The organism is Umezawaea sp. (assembly GCF_057122925.1).
Genome location: NZ_DBNGPQ010000046.1, coordinates 1 through 16,928, shown reverse-complemented (window position 1 = coordinate 16,928; position 16,928 = coordinate 1). Strand labels below are relative to the sequence as shown.

Below are 16,928 nucleotides of genomic sequence, written 5' to 3'. Positions count from 1 at the left end.
GGTCAGATCCCTTCCAACTGCGGGACGCGCTGGATGAGCGGACCGCCCTGGGCCGCGTCGCGGGCGACCTCGTAGGCGGCGGCGACCCGGTACATGCGGTGGTCCTGGAGCGGCGGAGCCATGATCTGGAGACCGACGGGCAGCCCGTCGTCGGCGGAAAGTCCACTCGGGACGTTCATCGCCGCGTTGCCCGCCAGGTTCGACGGGATGGTGCAGAGGTCGGCCTTGTACATGGCCATCGGGTCGCCGGAGCGCTCGCCGATCTTGAACGCCGTGGTGGGCGTGGTCGGCGACACCAGCACGTCGACGGTCGCGAACGCGGCGTCGAAGTCCCGCGAGATGAGCGTGCGGACCTTCTGCGCCGAGCCGTAGTAGGCGTCGTAGTAGCCGGACGACAGCGCGTACGTGCCGATCATGATGCGGCGCTTGACCTCCGCGCCGAAGCCCGCTTCGCGGGTCAGCGACATAACCTCCTCCGCGCCGTGCGTGCCGTCGTCGCCGACCCGCAGGCCGTACCGCATCGCGTCGAAGCGGGCCAGGTTGGACGAGGCCTCGCTGGGCGCGATGAGGTAGTACGCGGGCAGCGCGTAGTCGAAGCTGGGGCAGGAGACCTGGACGACCTCCGCGCCGAGCTGCCGGAGCTGCTCGACGGCCGCCTCGAACGACGCCAGCACACCCGGCTGGTAGCCGTCGCCGCTGAACTGCGCGACGACGCCGACGCGGACGCCGGACAGGTCGCCGGACGCGCCTTCGAGGGCCGCGGCCACGACCGGGGGCACCGGGGCGTCGATGGACGTGGAGTCCATGTGGTCGTAGCCCGCGATGACCTCGTGCAGCAGCGCCGTGTCGAGGACCGTGCGGGCGCACGGCCCGGCCTGGTCCAGCGACGAGGAGAACGCGACCAGGCCGTAGCGGGACACCGAGCCGTAGGTCGGCTTCACGCCGACCGTGCCGGTCACCGCGCCCGGCTGGCGGATGGAGCCGCCGGTGTCGGTGCCGATGGCCAGCGGCGCCTCGAACGCGGCCAGCGCCGCGGAGGAGCCGCCGCCCGAGCCGCCGGGGATCCGGTCGGTGTCCCACGGGTTGCGGGTCGGGCCGTAGGCGGAGTTCTCGGTGGAGGAGCCCATCGCGAACTCGTCCATGTTGGTCTTGCCGAGGATGACGACGCCCGCGGCGCGGAGCTTGCGGGTCACCGTCGAGTCGTACGGCGAGTGCCAGCCCTCCAGGATCTTCGACCCGCACGTGGTCGGCATGCCCTCGGCGACGAGCACGTCCTTGAGCGCCAGCGGGACGCCCGCCAGCGGGGACGCCACCGGTCGGCCCGCGGCGACGTCGTCGTCGACCTCCTTCGCGGCGGCGAGAGCGCCCTCGGCGTCGACGTGCAGGAACGCGTTGATCCCCTTGTCGACCGAGGCGATGCGGTCGAGGTGCGCCTGGGCGACCTCGACCGCCGACACCTCGCCACCGTGGATCTTGGCGGCCAGCTCGGCGGCCGTGCTGCGGATCAGGCTCATGCTTCCTCACCCAAGATTCGGGGCACGCGGAAGCGGCCGTCCTCGGCGGCGGGGGCGCCCGCGAGCGTCTTGGCCTGGCCGAGGCTCGGGCGCACCACGTCCTCGCGGAACACGTTGGTCAGCGGAACGGCGTGCGACGTCGGCGGGATGTCGGCGGTGGCGATGTCGCCCACCGCGGACACCGACTGCAGGATGACGTCGAGCTGACCGGCGAACAGGTCGAGCTCGTCGTCGGTGACGGCCAGCCTGGCCAGCTTGGCCAGGTGCGCGACCTCGTCGCGGGAGATGCTGGGCACCTCGTCAACCCCCGTGGGTCGGTAGTCGGATTTTTGGACTACACGAGTCTATGGCGAGGTCAGCACCGGCTCCGACCGGGTTGCCGGGGGCGGCCGATCGGGCGGTGCGCGATTTTACCGGAGCGCAACTGTCGGAGGAGAGTCGGAAAGCGATAGTTCGTCTGCGAGAATCACCGGTCGGCGGTAACGGCACGTGGCGCGTACCGCTCACCGAAACCGCTCGGGTGATCATCTCCCGCGCATGAGCATGGAGGCGTTCACCGTGTCCTTCCTGATCCGGGTTCAACTCCCGGACCGTCCCGGCACGCTCGGCGCGGTCGCTTCGGCGCTCGGCGAGATCGGGGCAGACATCCTCAGCGTGGACGTGGTGGAACGCGGCGGCGGTGTGGCGATCGACGACCTCGTGGTCGAACTGCCCTCCGGCCGCCTCCCCGACGTGCTCATCACCGCGGCCGAGTCCATCGAGGGTGTCGAGGTCGACGCGGTGCGCCCGTACGCGGGCGTGCTGGACACGCACCGCGAGCTGGAGCTGGTGGAGGAGGTGGCCGAGGAGCCCGCGAAGGGCCTCGCCGTCTTCACCGAGGGCGTCCCGAAGATCATCCGTGCGGGCTGGGCGGTCGTGCTCGGCCACGACGCCAAGGGCGTCCACCGGATCACCGCCAGCTCGGCGGCCCCGGAGACCCGCATGACGAACCCGCCGTGGTTCCCGCTCCAGCGCGCGACCGTGCTCGACGGCGAGGAGGACTGGGTCCCCGAGACGTGGCAGGAGCTGGGCACCGAACTGGCCGCCACGCCGCTGGGCAAGCCGGACCGCGTGCTGCTCGTCGGCCGTCCCGGCGGTCCGATGTTCCGCGCCGCCGAGGTCGCGCGGCTCGCCCACCTCGCCGGGATCGTGGCGGTCGTGCTGCCGGATTGACCCTGACACCGTGTGAGGCCGTTGACTCGGGGGTGTTGTGTTCAGCATCGGGGACTTCGCCAAGCACGGTCGTGTGTCGGTGCGCATGCTCCGCCACTACGACGAGACGGGCCTGCTCACGCCCGCGCACGTCGACCGGTTCACCGGCTACCGCACGTACGAGGGTTCGCAGCTCGCCAGGCTCAACCGGATCATCGCGCTCAAGGACCTCGGGTTCACGCTCGTCCAGGTCGGGGAGATCCTCGACGAGAAGGTCGGCGTCGAGGCGCTGCGCGGGATGCTCCGGTTGCGGCAGGCCGAGCTGGCGGCGTCGATCGTCGCGGACCAGGCCAGGCTGGTGGGGGTCGAGGCGAGGCTCCGGACTATCGAGAGGGAGGGGCTCATGCCTTCCGACGACGTGGTGGTGAAGAGCGTTCCGGCCGTCCGGCTGGCCGAACTGAGCGGTCTGGCGGCGAGCTTCGGCCCGGAGGACGTCGGGCCGGTGATCCAGCCGCTGTACCGGGAGCTGCACCGCAGGCTGGGGGCCGCGGGGGTCGTGCCGAGCGGGCCGAGCGTCGCGTACTACGAGGACGCGCCCGACGGGGTCGTGGTGCACGCCGGGGTCACCGTCTCGTGCGCTCCCGGTGCCGGGGACTTCGAGGTGGTCGACCTGCCGGGGTTGGAGCGGGCGGCGACGATCGTGCACCGCGGCTCGATGGACGACGTGATGCCGACGGGGCAGGCTCTGGGGCGGTGGATCGACGACCACGGGTACCGGTCCACGGGGTACTCGCGGGAGCTGTACCTGGAGTGCCCCGACGACCGCGGCCAGTGGGTGACGGAGTTGCAGGAACCGATCTCGGCTCGGTAGCGGGTGGCGGGGCGGTCTCGGCTCGGTAGCGGTGGCGGGGCGGTCTCGTCGCGGGAGCGGGCGGCGGAGCGGTCTCGTCGCGGTAGGGGGTGGCAGACGCTCGTGGCTCGGTAGACGGGTGGCGGAGCGGTCGTGCCGCGGTGGCGGGTGTCGCGTGGCGGGGTGGTCGTGGCTCGGTGGCGGGGTGGTCGTGGCTCGGTGGCGGGTGGCTGGGCGGTCTCGTCGCGGTAGCCGGTGCCGGTTTGCGGAGGACGTCGGGCGCCCTGGCCCGTGGGGGCGTCGGATCTCGTCAGCGAACGCCCAGGTTGCGGAGGGTGCGGCGGGCGAGGGTGACCAGGGCCGCGTTGTCCCTGGCCGGGGTCCCGTCGGGCAGGTGGAGGGTGTCCTCCAGGCCGATGCGGGTGTCGAGTTCCAGGCGGCCCGCGTGGCCGAGGACGGGCCAGGCCGTGTCGTCCTCGCCGTGCAGCAGCACCGGTAGGCCCAGCGGTTCCAGGACGCTCAGCAGCGCCTCGGCTCGTGGGATCGGGTCGGGTCCCGGACGGACCCCGGCCGAGACCCGCCTGGTGCCGGGCGGCGGGCCCGCGGCGGCCAGCGCCCGCGCGGCCTCCCCGTGGAAGACGCCCAGTTCGATCCCGATCCCGGCCTGGTGCAGCGCGGCGCACACCTCCGACCAGCCGTCCTCGTGCACGGTGACCGAGGCGACGTCCGGCCGCCCCGCCGCCAGCCCCGCCCAGCCCGCCACCAGCTCGGCCCGCCGGACCGGGTCGGGCCGGATCCACGCTCCCGTGGCCACCCCGATCTCCACGCCGGGAACGGCGGCGCGGACCACGGACACCGTCGTCGCCACCTCCGGCCCGGCGAGGACCTCCAGCCCGACCAGGTCGCGAGGGTGCAGGTGCAGCGCCGTGACACCCAGCTCCGCGACCTTCGCGGCGTCCGCCGCGAGTTGGGCCGGTGAGACCGGCAGGGCCGGGTGGCTTCCGAGCGGGCGAGCGCCGTTCAGGCAGGCTTGCAGCACGCGATCCACGTAACCACAGGCGGTTCCCGGTCACCAGGCCGCAGGGCGGCCCTCGCGTCATCACGCGCTGCGGGTTCGGCGCGGGGCGGTGACAATCGGCGCGCACGATCCCCTTCGGGTACCAGGAGGACGCGATCATGGCTGTTTCGGTCAACCTCGACTCGCTGCTGGACAAGGCGTACGAGAACCTGCCGCTCACCGACATCCTCGACGCGCCGGTGGCGGCGCTGTCCGGGGTCAGCGAGGGCGACGCGGAGAAGTTGAAGGCGGCGTTCAACATCAAGACGGTGCGGGACCTGGGCACGAACAAGTACTTCCGGGCAGCGGTGACGTTGCTGGACCTGGAGAAGAACTCCGGCTGAGGCGCGGTCCGCGTCACCGGTCGGTGCTCTCCGCCGTCGCCGGCGGTGCTCTCCCGCTGTCATCGACCGGTGCTCTCCCGCCGTCGCCGGCCGGTGTTCTTCCCGCCGTCACCGACCGGTGCTCCCCCGCCGGTCGGTGACGGGTTAGGAACACCATCCTTGTGGGTGAAATGTCAGCTCGTAGTTGAATACGATCATGCCGACGCTCACCACCGAGATGCTTCAGCACAAAGCGGGCGCCAAGTCGTTCTGGCGCGGACTGGGCTACCGCGACTCGGTGGTCGAACTGCGGGTGCTGCGCAGGCACGTCGCGGCGCGGGTCGACGGGGCCGATTCGTACTCGGTGGAGCTGGCCTGGCGGGACGGGCAGCTGGCGGGCGAGTGCTCGTGCCCGTACGGGGAGCAGGGGTTCTTCTGCAAGCACCTCGTGGCGGTCGGGTTGGTGCTGCTGGACCGCGGGCACGAGGTGCCTCCCGCCGACGCCGAGGACGTGGAGCTGAGGTCGCACCTGCGGACGCTGGACCACGAGCGGCTGGTGGAGCTGCTCTACCACCAGGCGGGGCGCGACCGGTCGCTGTACGAGCTGATCTACGACTCAGGCGAACCCGCTGAGCCTGCCCATGGCGTCGAGGAACGCGGACATGTCCGCTAGTCCCGCCGGCTCGTACTCGGCGATCCGGCGTTCGGCGTGCAGGACGACCTCGGTGACCCTCGGGGTCAGGTCCTCGTGGGCCACGACGATGAGGGAGTCGGAGTAGGGCTCGTCCACGCCGATCGTCAGGTCGGCGAAGACGTCACCCGGCTGGAGCAGGTCGGCCAGGCTGGGTCTGTCGGGGCTTCGCAGGCCCGCCAGCAGTCGTTCGTGGTCCTGGACGGCGAAGACCGTGACCTCCGCCGTCGCGTCGCCGATGGTGGCGCGGAGCATGGCGATCAGGTCGGTGGGCGAGGTGAGGGCGAACAGGCCGGCCCGCGCGGCGTGCTCCAGTTGCCACGGGGTGGGTTCCGGGCGGAAGGGGACGCACGCCCTGGCCGGGACGAAGCCCTGGTCCCTGGCCACCACGTCGGGAGCGGTCGCCTCGACGTTGTACTCCCAGTCGACGAAGGCCGGGTCCTGCCCGGTGAGCCGCGTCGCCTCGTCCCGGTAGTAGGCGGGGATGGCGAACCTGTTGCCGCCTTCGGTGAGGCGCCAGAGGAGGCCCAGGTAGACCGCCACCTCCTCGCAGTTGACGTTGTTGACGGCGTACTCGGTCATCGGGGTGCGGTTCAGGAGGACGCCGTTGTCGGTCCACTCGTCGAAGAGACCTGGCCAGGGGTCGTCCAGGGGGAGGTCCTCGCCGGGGAGGTAGGCGAAGCGGTGCAGACCGGTCAGCTGATCAGTCTCGAAGCAGATCACGTGGGGATCTTAGAGAGGGGGGATGTTGTGTCCCCGCAAGGAGATTGGGGACTGATTGATCTACGGGCGGGGCTGGTGCGGGTGGGGGTGCGCGGTAGGCGCGGCTGCCGTTGTGGTGTGGCCGATTTGACTCGGGGACCCCTCGATTTGACCCTTTGATCGGGCTAAAGGGCAGGTGGTAGCAACCTGCCCGATCAACGAGGGTAAGGGTCAAATCCTCCGAGTAAAATCGGCCACGGTTCAGGGCAGCGTCCTTGCTTTTGCTGGTCAAGACACTGATGGGCGGTGAGGCGATCACACTTCGCGCCGCCGATCAGGTTGGTTCGGCCCAGATTGGTTGGAGGCTGAGCCAACCCAGGTTCGGCCAACCTGGCCAGGTTGGGCCGACCTGGGTTGGTTTGGATTGACCTGGGTTGGTTTGGTCCGGGCCGGTCCGAGTTGGTCCGGATTGGCCGGTTCGAGTTGGGCTGATCCAGGTTGGGCCGGGTTGGCCTGGTCCGGATTGGGTTGGGCCGACCTGGGTTGGTCCGGGTTGGGCTGGTCTGAAGGTCGCCTCGCTCAGCTGCCCCGGCCTGCCCGGAATTCGCCCCCAGCCCTTCCGACTCCACCCCGCCAGCCCAGACTTTCCGACTCCACCCCGCCAGCCCAGACTTTCCCGACCCCACCCCCCCGGCCCGGCCTCTCGCCCACCCACCACCTCACCGGAGGTCGCGTCTCGTCCTCGTCAGAGTTCGAGGATGAAGGCGTGGATGGTCAGGTCTGGGCGTGGTTGCCAGTCGCGGGCTGGTAGGCGGGTGAAGCCCTGGCGGGTGTAGAGGCGGTGGGCTGGTTTCATGTGTTCTGAGCTGCTGAGCACCAGGTGGTGGGCGCCCTGTTCCTTGGCCTTGGCCAGCACCGCTCGCACGAGGAGTTCGCCGATGCCCCTGCCCCTGGCTTCCGGGGCCACCGCGAGCATGCGGAATTCCAGTTCGCCCTCGCGGGAGATCTCTGACCACGGGCTGTTGGGCTGGACCACGGTCACCGTGCCCACGACCTCGTTGTCGGCGACGGCCACCAGGAGTTCGGCTTCCCTGGCACGGGCGGCGGCGTTGGCCAACTGGTCCGCGTAGCCGCCGGTGTGGGAGTCGATGTGGTTGTCCGCCAGGTAGGCGGCGACGGTGATGCGGGCCACCGCCTCCCACTCGTCCGGGGTGGCCTGGCGGACGGTGACGTCACTCATCCTCAGCCTCCGCACCGATGGTGGCCTGTTCGGTGGCCGCCGCCGGGCCCTCGGCGAGGAGGGTGCGGAAGCCGTTCTCGTCCAGCACCGGGACCTTGAGCTGGACGGCCTTGTCGTACTTGGAGCCGGGGGCGTCGCCGACCACGACGAACGCCGTCTTCTTCGAGACCGCGCCCGCTGCCTTGCCGCCCCTGGAGAGGATGGCCTCCTTCGCCTCGTCCCTGGAGAAGGACTCCAGGGAACCGGTGACGACGATGGACAAGCCCTCCAGGTTGCGGGGGACGCTGGTGTCCCTGGCCTCCTCCATGCGGACGCCAGCGGCCCGCCACTTGCGGACGACCTCCTGGCGCCACTCGGTTTCCGCCCACTCGCGGACGGCCAGGGCGATGGTCGGGCCGACGCCCTCGGCGGACGCCAACTCGTCCTCGGACGCGGTGGTCATGCGCTCGATGGAGCCGAACTCCCTGGCCAGGGCGCGGGACGCCGTCGGGCCCACGTGGCGGATCGAGAGGGAGACGATGATTCTCCACAGTGGACGCTGCTTGGCGGTCTCCAGGTTGTCGAGCAGCTTCTGCGCGTTGGCGTTGAGGGTGCCCTGCATGGTGCGGAACAGGTCCACCTCCAGCAGCTTGTCCGCGTCCAGGGTGAAGAGGTCGCCCTCGTCGCCGTAGGCGTCCGAATCGGCGAGGGCGACGGCCGCCTCGTAGCCCAGCACCTCGATGTCCAGGGCCGAACGGCTGCCCAGGTACGCCAGGCGCTCGCGGAGCTGGCCGGGGCACGCCTGGGCGTTGGGGCAGCGGATGTCGACGTCGCCCTCCTTCATGGGGCGCAACTGCCAGCCGCACTCGGGGCACGCCAGGGGCATCACGAACGGGTGAGCGTCGGGCGGGCGGACGTCGATGACCGGGCCCAGCACCTCGGGGATGACGTCGCCCGCCTTGCGGATGACGATGCGGTCGCCGATCCAGACGCCCTTGCGCTCGACCTCGCTGGCGTTGTGGAGGGTGGCCCTGGCGACCGTCGAGCCCGCCACCTTCACCGGCTCCATCACGGCGTACGGGGTGACGCGGCCGGTGCGGCCCACCTGCACCTGGATGTCCAGCAGCGTGGTGGTCGCCTCCTCCGGCGGGTACTTGAAGGCGATGGCCCACCTCGGGGCGCGGGAGGTGGTGCCGAGGCGGCGCTGGAGCGAGACCTCGTCGACCTTGATGACGATGCCGTCGATCTCGTGCTCGGCGTCGTGGCGGTGGGTGCCCCAGTGCTCGACGTGCTTGGCGACCTCCTCGAACGAGTCGAGGACCACGGTGTGCGTCGACACGGGCAGGCCCCACGCCCTGAGCGCCTCGTACGACTCGGACTGCCTGCTGGGCTCGAAGCCCTCGCGCTTGCCGATGCCGTGGCAGATCAGCCCCAGCGGCCTGCTCGCGGTGATCTTGGGGTCCTTCTGCCGCAACGAGCCCGCCGCGGTGTTGCGGGGGTTCGCGTACGGCGGTTTGCCCGCCTCGACCAGCTTCGCGTTCAGCTCCGTGAAGCCCTCGACGGGCATGAACACCTCGCCGCGCACCTCGACCAGCGCGGGCACGGGGTACTCGGCGGTGCCCGTCAGCCGCTGCGGCACGCAGGCCATCGTGCGGACGTTCAGCGTGACGTCCTCACCGGTGCGGCCGTCGCCCCTGGTCAGGGCCCGCACGAGCCTGCCGTCGCGGTAGAGCAGGTTGATGGCGAGCCCGTCGATCTTCAGCTCGCACAGGTAGTGCGTCTCGCCGCTGAACGCCTTCTCGATGCGCTCGAACCAGCCGCGCAGCTCCTCCAGGTCGAACACGTTGTCGAGGCTGAGCATGCGTTCGAGGTGGTCGACCGCGGTGAACTCGGTGGAGAACGTGCCGCCGACGCGCTGCGACGGCGACTCGGGGGTGACCAGGGACGGGTGCGCCGCCTCCAGGGCCTCCAGCTCCTTGAGCAGCGCGTCGAACTCGCCGTCGGTCACCGTCGGCGAGTCGAGCACGTAGTAGCGGAACTGGTGGCCCAGCAGTTCCTCCGCCAGGGCGGCGTGGCGCTCACGCGACTCGGTGGGCACGTCCTCGACGCCCTCGGCGGTCGCTGAGGTGGGGTTGAGATCCTCGTTGCTGGTCACGGGTGGAGCGTAACGAGGGGGTCCGACAATTCCGGGCTACGACTCCGGGAGGGGCGGTTCGTCCACACGGGCCAGTGAGCGGACGAGTTCCCGCAGTTCCAGGAGGTCGATGGTGTCCGACGGCTCCTGCGCGGCCGTTTCCACCCGTCCGAGCCACTCCCCCGCCAGGCGCTCACCGAGCGTGACGTCCAGGGGGAGGAACGTCATCGCCCTGCGGGCCTCCTCCTCCAGCTCGGCCAGCTCCGGGTGGTAGACGGCCACGTCGACCGCGCCGTCGGTCACCTGCGCGACGATCCGGAAGTCGCCGAGGCGGAGGTGGTGGCCCGCGAGGTTCACCGTGACCCCGGTCGGGTCGGGCACCGGCGGGACCGAGTCGTGGTACTCCCAGATCATGTCCTCCGGCGGCGCGGCCTCGATCCACGCGTCGGTGTACGGGCGCAGCCGCGGGTCCTCCTGGCCGCTCACGACCAGCGCGTAGATCGCCCGGTGGCCGCGTTCCAGGGAGAAGTGCAGGTCGGGGTGGACGGCGGCGACCAGCTCGCACAGCTCGTTCTCGACCCGGTGCGGCTCGCCGTCGCCGATGGCCGCGCTGACCGTCGGCAGCAGGTCGAACCAGCCCCGCCAGAACGCCACCGCGGCCTCGTGGGGGCTCGGCAGGTGGACCGGGGGCAACGGCTCGGGACGGCGTCGGCGGAACCAGCTCATGCCCCCATTGAACCCCGTGCGCCCGTCACCGGAGGTGGGAACGCAGCAGGTCGCGGTTGAGCTGCGCGATCGTGGTCAGCGGGATGCCCTTCGGGCACGCCGGGGTGCACTCGCCCGCGTTGGTGCAGCCGCCGAAGCCCAGGTCGTCGTGGGTCTGGACCATGTCCTGCGCGCGGCTCCAGCGTTCGGGCTGGCCCTGCGGGAGCGCGCCGAGGTGGGTGGCCTTGGCGGCCGTGAACAGCATCGCCGAGCCGTTCGGGCAGGCGGCCACGCAGGCGCCGCAGCCGATGCACGCGGCGGAGGTGAACGCCGTGTCGGCGGCCTCCTTCGGGACCGGGGTGGCGTGGGCGTCGGGCGCGCTGCCCGTGGGGACGCTGATGTAGCCGCCGGACTCCACGATCCGGTCCAGGGCTGAGCGGTCCACGACCAGGTCGCGCAGCACCGGGAACGGCTTGGCGCGCCACGGTTCCACGGTGATCGTGTCGCCGTCGGAGAAGTGCCGGAGGTGGAGCTGGCACGCGGTCGTGGCCTTCTCCGGGCCGTGCGCGACGCCGTTGATCATCAGCCCGCACATGCCGCAGATGCCCTCGCGGCAGTCGTGGTCGAACGCGACGGGTTCCTCGCCGCGCACCACCAGCGACTCGTTGAGGACGTCCAGCATCTCCAGGAACGACATGTCGGGCGACAGGTCGTCCACCGGGTAGGTGACGAGCGCGCCGGTCGGGCCGGACTGCCGCCAGATCCGCAGGGTCAGCTTCACTTGTAGCTCCTCGTGCTGGGGCGCACGTGCTCGAAGGTCAGTTGTTCCTTGTGCAGCACGGGTTCGCCGCCGGTGTACTCCCACGCGGCCACGTAGGCGAACGCCTCGTCGTCGCGCAGCGCCTCGCCCTCCGGGGTCTGGCTCTCGGACCGGAAGTGGCCGCCGCACGACTCGGTGCGGTGCAGCGCGTCCACGCACATCAGCTCGGCCAGTTCGAGGAAGTCGGCCACCCGTCCGGCCTTCTCCAGCTCCTGGTTGAGGGCTTCCCCGGTGCCGGGGACCTTGACCCGCCGCCAGAACTCCGCGCGCAGCTCCGGGATCCGTTCCAGCGCCTTGCGCAGGCCAGCCTCGTCGCGCTCCATGCCGCACTCGTCCCACATGAGCCTGCCCAGCTCGCGGTGGAACGACTCGGCGGTGCGGTCCCCCTGGACGGCGAGCAGCGCGGCCACGCGGTCCTCGACCTCGCTCACGTCGGGCGTGCACGGGCCGAACGGGCCGTCGGCCAGGTAGTCGCCGATCGTGTTGGGCAGCACGAAGTAGCCGTCCGCGAGGCCCTGCATCAGCGCGCTCGCGCCGAGCCGGTTCGCGCCGTGGTCGGAGAAGTTGGCCTCGCCGACGACGAACAGGCCGGGGATGGTGCTGCGCAGGTCGTAGTCGACCCACAGGCCGCCCATCGTGTAGTGCACGGCCGGGTAGATCCGCATCGGCGCGGTGTACGGGTCCTCGCCGGTGATCCGCTGGTACATCTCGAACAGGTTGCCGTAGCGGGCTTCCACGGTGTCCCGGCCGAGTCGCGCGATGGCGTCGGCGAAGTCCAGGTAGACGCCCCGGCGTTCGTCGGAGATGTTCTTGGCGGCCCGCGAGGCGATGTCGCGCGGCACCAGGTTGCCGAAGCTCGGGTACATCCGCTCCAGGTAGTAGTCGCGCTCGGCCTCCGGGATGTCGTTGGGCGGGCGGGGGTCGTCCCGCTCCACCGGCACCCACACCCGGCCGTCGTTGCGCAGCGACTCGCTCATCAGCGTCAGCTTCGACTGGTGGTCGCCGGAGATCGGGATGCACGTCGGGTGGATCTGGGTGAAGCAGGGGTTCGCGAACAGCGCGCCGCGGCGGTGGGCCCGCCAGATCGCGGTGGTGTTGCAACCCTTGGCGTTGGTGGACAGGTGGAACACGTTGCCGTAGCCGCCGGTCGCGAGCACGACGGCGTCGGCGGTGTGCGCGGACACCTCGCCGGTGACCAGGTCCCGGACGACCACGCCGCGGGCGCGGCCCTCGTGCACCACCAGGTCGAGCATCTCCGTGCGGGGGAACGAGGTCACGGTCCCGGCGGCGATCTGCCTCGCCATCGCCTGGTAGGCCCCCAGCAGGAGCTGCTGGCCGGTCTGGCCGCGCGCGTAGAACGTCCGGGACACCTGCGCGCCGCCGAACGACCGGGTGTCCAGCAGTCCGCCGTACTCGCGGGCGAACGGCACGCCCTGCGCGACGCACTGGTCGATGATCCGCACGCTCAGCTCGGCCAGCCGGTGCACGTTCGACTCGCGCGACCGGAAGTCGCCGCCCTTCACCGTGTCCTGGAACAGCCGCCGCACGCTGTCGCCGTCGTTGCGGTAGTTCTTGGCCGCGTTGATGCCGCCCTGCGCGGCGATGCTGTGGGCCCGGCGCGGGCTGTCCTGGTAGCAGAACGACGTGACGCGGTAGCCGAGTTCGCCGAGCGACGCGGCGGCCGACGCACCGGCCAGCCCGGTGCCGACGACGATCACGGACAGCTTGCGCTTGTTGGCCGGGTTGACCAGCCGGGCGGACAGCCTGCGCTGCTCCCAGCGGTTCTCGACGGGGCCGCCGGGAGCCCTGGTGTCGGCGATGGGGGTGCCTTCGGTGTACATCACTTCACCACTCCGAGGACGATTGCCGCGGGGACGGACAGGTAGCCGGCGCAGATCGCGCAGGCGATGACGAGCGCGATGCCGCGCGGGGCCGTGACGCCGAGGCTCTGCAACGCGCTCCACGCGCCGTGGCGGATGTGCAGGCCCAGCGCCAGGACGGCGACCGCGTACGCCAGGACGACGTACCAGAGCTGGAAGTCGGCGACGAGGTTGTCGTAGACCTCGCCCTGGACGCCGTGGGGGTTCGCGACGCCCGCCGTGAGGTCGAGCAGGTGGTAGACGACGAAGAGGGTGATGATCACGCCGCCCCAGCGCATCGTGCGCGCCGCGTAGCTCTGCGGGCGGCGGCCGTGCTCGTACCCCCGCGGGCGGGCCCTCCGGGCGCGGCGGGCGAGTTGGACCGCCGCGACCATGTGCGCGCCGACGCAGAGCAGGAGCCCGAAGCGCAGCGGCCAGACGACGCCGATCTCGCGCAGCCAGCGGGCGTAGCCGTCGATGGCGGCCGGTCCGGAGAACACCGTCAGGTTGCCGATCATGTGCCCGACGACGAACAGCAGCATCCCGACGCCGGTCACGGCCATCACGGCCTTCTTGCCGACCGTCGACCGGTACAGGCGGAGTGTGTGCACGTCAGCGACGGTAGGCGCGGTTTTGACGAGTCGTCCAATACATCGAAAGCCTCGGTTCGATAGCCTTGGGCTATGACGCTCCAGCAGCTCGCGTACTTCCTGGCCGTGGCCAGGACGCGGCACTTCACCCGCGCCGCGGAGGAGTCCCGTGTGGCGCAGCCCTCACTGAGCAAGCAGATCCAGGCGCTGGAGAAGGAGCTGGGGGCCGAGCTGTTCAGCCGGGCGCGCGGGAACGTGGCGCTGACGCCCGCCGGTGAGGCGCTGCTGCCGATCGCGCTGCGGATCCTGTCCGATGTGGACACCGCGCACCTTGAGGTGGCCGAGCTGGTCGGGCTGCGCAGCGGCCGGGTGCGGGTCGGCGCGCCGCCGAGCCTGTGCGCCAGCCTGTTCGCGGACGTGCTGAAGCGCTACCACGACGCCTATCCGGGGATCCGGCTGCTGGTGACCGAGTCCGGGTCGCGCGACCTGGAGCGGGACCTGACCGCGGGCGCGCTGGACCTGGCGCTGGTCATCGCGTCGCCGGGGCTGTCGCTCACCGCCGTGCCGGTGCTGTCGGAGGAACTGGTGGTCGCCTCCGCCCGGCCGCTGGGCCGCGACCGGGTGCGGTTGAGCGACCTGAGGGACGAGCCGGTGGTGATGTTCCGCGAGGGCTACGACCTGCGGGAGACCACCGTCGCCGCCTGCCGCGCGGCCGGGTTCGAGCCGCGGTTCTCGGTGGAGGGCGGCGAGATGGACGCGGTGCTGCGGTTCGTCGAGGCCGGGCTGGGCGTCGCGCTGGTGCCGAGCATGGTGCTGGCCACCCGGCCCCTGCTGCACGGCACCCCGCTGGCGGCGCCGGGCATCAGGCGGACCATCGCGCTGGCGCACCGCACGGACGTCGCGCCGACGGGTGCGGCGCGGGCGTTCCGCTCGGTGCTGCTGAGCTTCCTGCGCGGTGCGGAACTGCCGTCAGGGGTTCGTGCGGCCGACCCAGTCGCGAAGCTCGGCCGCGGCCGCGGCGCGCTGCTCGGGTGACGCCGGGGTGTTCGCGACCAGCGCGAAGCGCAGGCCGTCGGACGCGGTGAGCAGCAGCCGGTCCCCCGTCGTCGTCGCGTCGGCGTCGGTCACCACGGTGGTCGTCGTGAACGTCCGCGGCAGGTGCAGCTCGGTCGGGGCACTGCCCGTCGAACGCCACACCAGGACGCCGTACCGGCCGCCGCCGACCAGGGCCCGCACGGCGGGCATGGTCGCCGGGACCCGGTTCCAGACCGGCGTGGTCGAGCCGTCCCTGGCCAGGTCCTCGTAGGTGAACGCGACGGTGTCGCCCGCGACCGCGAGCGGGTAGAGCCGGTCGACCAACCTGCTGTCGACGGTGAGCAGCGGGGTGCCCGCGTCGTCCAGCCGCACGGCGGAGAAGTGCTCGTCGTTCATGGCGTCGCCGTCGGTCTTGACCTTGTTCGGGTTGTCGTTCATCAACTCGCGGTGCCTGCCGTGGTTGACGTCCCAGTGCCACTGGCTGCCCGACAGCGCCGGACCGGAGTCGGCGGGGCGGGCCCACCAGTCCGCACCGGAGAGGCGGGAGTCGAGCGACTGGTAGATCGCCTTCAGGATCGTCGGCGTCTTGTCGGAGGTGTAGCCGGCGACCGGGTGGCCGAACTCCGAGACGATCGACGTCGTGCCGAGGGCAGTGGCCCGGTCGGCGATCCGGCGGAAGTCCGCCGAGTACTCGCCGTCCTTCGCCTTGCCGGGCTTGAGGATTCCGGACTGCGCCCTGCCGTCGTAGAAGTGGGAGTTGAACGCGTAGCGGTCGCCGAGGTGCTGGACCGCCGGGAAGCCGCCCGGTTCGGCGAAGGACTCGACGTTCTGGTTCCAGAACACCAGCGGTTCCACGAAGGCGGCCTTGCCCGCCCAGCCCTCGGCGTCCATCACCGCCCGGAACCGCTGGTAGAACGGCCACAGCAGGTCGCGTTCCCAGTCGGTGCTCGACTGGCCGGCGTCGTAGCGGCCCGCGTAGGGCTCGTTGATCGGGTCGACGCCGAGCAGCAGCCGGAACGCGCTCGCGGACAGGTTCGCCCTGAGGTGCCGCAGGGTCTCCCCCGCCTGGCGGAGGAAGGCGTCGCGGATCCGGACCGGGCCCGCGGCCGTGGTGATCTCGCGGTTGTGCCAGAAGTCGTACGTGGCGTCGGTGACGGCCCGGTTGCTCTTCATGTTCTGGCCCCAGTGCACGCACAGGCCGCACGACTCGCGCGGGTAGCCGCCCGCCCGCACGACCCACGCGGGCGCGCCGTCGCCGGTGTACCAGCTGTCGGGGTTGAAGAGGTACCGCGAGTAGAGGTCCTGGTGGAAGTCCAGGTAGACCAGGATCCCCTCGTCGGTGAACGCGCTGACCTGCTCGGTGACGCGGTCGAGGTAGGCGTGGTCGATCCGACCGGGCTCCGGTTCGACCCAGGCCCAGGTGACCAGGAACCGGGCCGAGTTCGCGCCGGTCATCTCCTTCATGGCCCTGGCCGACCTCCGCGCGTCGGCCGTGGTCGCGAACGGCAGGCCGCGGTTCTCGGCGAGCTTCGCGGTGCCGGAGACGCTGAAGCCGCGGAGGGTGACCTCGCGGCCCCGGTCGTCGCGGAACGCGCCCGCCTGGACGTGGACGGCGGTGTCGTCCTGGGCCGCTCCCGCCGTGGGAACCGGGACCAGCAGCGCCGCCAGGAGCAGGGCGATCAGCCTCATGCGGGCCAGCGTAGGGAAGGTGAATCTTACTCACATCCGCCGTTCGGATATTCGGTGGTGCTCCGGCGGGCGGTACCTAGGGTGGGTCCCGTGCTGATTCGACGCGAAGTGCCCGGTGACGTGGACGCCATCCGATCGGTGACCGAGGCGGCGTTCGCCGCGCGTCCCGGCGGGGAGCACGAGCTGGTCGACCGGCTGCGGGCCGACGCGGGGTGGATCCCGGCGCTGTCGCTGGTAGCGGTGGCGGGTGACGCCGTCGTGGGGCACGTGGTGTGCACGCGGGCCACTGTGGACGGTGCTCCGGCGCTGGGGTTGGGGCCGTTGAGCGTGCTGCCGTCGCACCAGCGGGCGGGGGTCGGGAAGGCCTTGGTGCACGCGGTGCTGGGGGCCGCCGACGCGCTGGACGAGCCGCTGGTGGTGCTGCTGGGGAGTCCGGATTACTACTCGCGCTTCGGGTTCCGGCTCGCCGCGGAGTTCGGCATCACGCCACCGGTCGAGGAGTGGGCGCCGCACTTCCAGGCGCGGCCGTTGTGCGCCGTCAACGGGGCG

General features: G+C 71.4%; 17 protein-coding genes. 6 read left to right on the top strand and 11 right to left on the bottom strand.

Features of this window, described 5'->3' with window-relative positions; all coding sequences use genetic code 11:
* Positions 1 to 2: 2 nt before the first annotated feature.
* Both gatA and gatC read right to left on the bottom strand, forming a co-directional pair.
* Positions 3 to 1,514: an Asp-tRNA(Asn)/Glu-tRNA(Gln) amidotransferase subunit GatA gene (gene gatA / locus AC156L_RS08630; RefSeq protein ID WP_330881547.1), complete on the bottom strand. Its 1,512-nt coding sequence runs from the start codon at positions 1,512 to 1,514 to the stop codon at positions 3 to 5.
* Positions 1,511 to 1,810, bottom strand: a complete 300-nt coding sequence (gene gatC, locus AC156L_RS08625; protein WP_330881548.1) for an Asp-tRNA(Asn)/Glu-tRNA(Gln) amidotransferase subunit GatC — start codon at positions 1,808 to 1,810, stop codon at positions 1,511 to 1,513. Before gatC ends, gatA begins: the two co-directional genes overlap by 4 nt.
* 262 nt (positions 1,811 to 2,072) lie before the next feature.
* Here gatC and AC156L_RS08620 point away from each other — a divergent pair, with 262 nt between their 5' ends.
* Both AC156L_RS08620 and AC156L_RS08615 read left to right on the top strand, forming a co-directional pair.
* Positions 2,073 to 2,726, top strand: a complete 654-nt coding sequence (locus tag AC156L_RS08620) for an ACT domain-containing protein (RefSeq protein ID WP_259625734.1) — start codon at positions 2,073 to 2,075, stop codon at positions 2,724 to 2,726.
* Positions 2,727 to 2,763: 37 nt separating this feature from the next.
* Complete coding sequence (locus AC156L_RS08615) at positions 2,764 to 3,576, top strand: MerR family transcriptional regulator (protein ID WP_330881549.1); 813 nt, start codon at positions 2,764 to 2,766, stop codon at positions 3,574 to 3,576.
* A 289-nt stretch (positions 3,577 to 3,865) separates the two neighbouring features.
* Here the strand turns inward: AC156L_RS08615 and AC156L_RS08610 are convergent, their stop codons facing one another.
* Complete coding sequence (locus AC156L_RS08610) at positions 3,866 to 4,594, bottom strand: 3-keto-5-aminohexanoate cleavage protein (protein ID WP_330881551.1); 729 nt, start codon at positions 4,592 to 4,594, stop codon at positions 3,866 to 3,868.
* A 137-nt stretch (positions 4,595 to 4,731) separates the two neighbouring features.
* Between AC156L_RS08610 and AC156L_RS08605 the strand changes: the two genes are divergently transcribed.
* Positions 4,732 to 4,956 carry a hypothetical protein gene (locus AC156L_RS08605; RefSeq protein WP_330881553.1) on the top strand — a complete coding sequence of 75 codons (225 nt, stop codon included), beginning with the start codon at positions 4,732 to 4,734 and terminating at the stop codon, positions 4,954 to 4,956.
* Between the two features lie 196 nt (positions 4,957 to 5,152).
* Positions 5,153 to 5,608, top strand: a complete 456-nt coding sequence (locus AC156L_RS08600) for an SWIM zinc finger family protein (RefSeq protein ID WP_330881555.1) — start codon at positions 5,153 to 5,155, stop codon at positions 5,606 to 5,608.
* Here the strand turns inward: AC156L_RS08600 and AC156L_RS08595 are convergent.
* From AC156L_RS08595 to AC156L_RS08565, 7 genes are all read right to left on the bottom strand, one after another.
* Positions 5,552 to 6,349 carry a hypothetical protein gene (locus AC156L_RS08595; RefSeq protein WP_330881557.1) on the bottom strand — a complete coding sequence of 266 codons (798 nt, stop codon included), beginning with the start codon at positions 6,347 to 6,349 and terminating at the stop codon, positions 5,552 to 5,554. The two genes, AC156L_RS08600 and AC156L_RS08595, sit on opposite strands and share 57 nt — an antisense overlap.
* Before the next feature lie 724 nt (positions 6,350 to 7,073).
* On the bottom strand, positions 7,074 to 7,568 hold the full coding sequence (locus tag AC156L_RS08590; RefSeq protein ID WP_330881559.1) for a GNAT family N-acetyltransferase: 495 nt from the start codon (positions 7,566 to 7,568) through the stop codon (positions 7,074 to 7,076).
* Positions 7,561 to 9,702: an NAD-dependent DNA ligase LigA gene (gene ligA, locus AC156L_RS08585; protein ID WP_330881561.1), complete on the bottom strand. Its 2,142-nt coding sequence runs from the start codon at positions 9,700 to 9,702 to the stop codon at positions 7,561 to 7,563. The genes AC156L_RS08590 and ligA overlap by 8 nt, the downstream gene beginning before the upstream one ends.
* Before the next feature lie 36 nt (positions 9,703 to 9,738).
* Positions 9,739 to 10,407 carry a hypothetical protein gene (locus AC156L_RS08580; RefSeq protein ID WP_330881563.1) on the bottom strand — a complete coding sequence of 223 codons (669 nt, stop codon included), beginning with the start codon at positions 10,405 to 10,407 and terminating at the stop codon, positions 9,739 to 9,741.
* 25 nt (positions 10,408 to 10,432) lie between these two features.
* On the bottom strand, positions 10,433 to 11,167 hold the full coding sequence (locus AC156L_RS08575) for a succinate dehydrogenase/fumarate reductase iron-sulfur subunit (RefSeq protein WP_330881565.1): 735 nt from the start codon (positions 11,165 to 11,167) through the stop codon (positions 10,433 to 10,435).
* On the bottom strand, positions 11,164 to 13,047 hold the full coding sequence (locus AC156L_RS08570) for a fumarate reductase/succinate dehydrogenase flavoprotein subunit (RefSeq protein ID WP_330881567.1): 1,884 nt from the start codon (positions 13,045 to 13,047) through the stop codon (positions 11,164 to 11,166). Before AC156L_RS08570 ends, AC156L_RS08575 begins: the two co-directional genes overlap by 4 nt.
* On the bottom strand, positions 13,047 to 13,676 hold the full coding sequence (locus AC156L_RS08565) for a succinate dehydrogenase cytochrome b subunit (RefSeq protein WP_330881569.1): 630 nt from the start codon (positions 13,674 to 13,676) through the stop codon (positions 13,047 to 13,049). The genes AC156L_RS08570 and AC156L_RS08565 overlap by 1 nt, the downstream gene beginning before the upstream one ends.
* Before the next feature lie 72 nt (positions 13,677 to 13,748).
* On the opposite strand from AC156L_RS08565, the gene AC156L_RS08560 reads away from it, so the two are divergent.
* On the top strand, positions 13,749 to 14,690 hold the full coding sequence (locus AC156L_RS08560; RefSeq protein ID WP_330881571.1) for a LysR family transcriptional regulator: 942 nt from the start codon (positions 13,749 to 13,751) through the stop codon (positions 14,688 to 14,690).
* Here the strand turns inward: AC156L_RS08560 and AC156L_RS08555 are convergent.
* Positions 14,625 to 16,379 (bottom strand): cellulase family glycosylhydrolase, encoded by a 1,755-nt coding sequence (locus tag AC156L_RS08555; RefSeq protein ID WP_330881573.1) that lies wholly within the window; start codon positions 16,377 to 16,379, stop codon positions 14,625 to 14,627. The genes AC156L_RS08560 and AC156L_RS08555 overlap by 66 nt on opposite strands.
* Positions 16,380 to 16,469: 90 nt before the next feature.
* Here AC156L_RS08555 and AC156L_RS08550 point away from each other — a divergent pair.
* A partial coding sequence (locus AC156L_RS08550) for a GNAT family N-acetyltransferase (RefSeq protein ID WP_484406735.1) occupies positions 16,470 to 16,928 on the top strand: 459 nt, incomplete at its 3' end.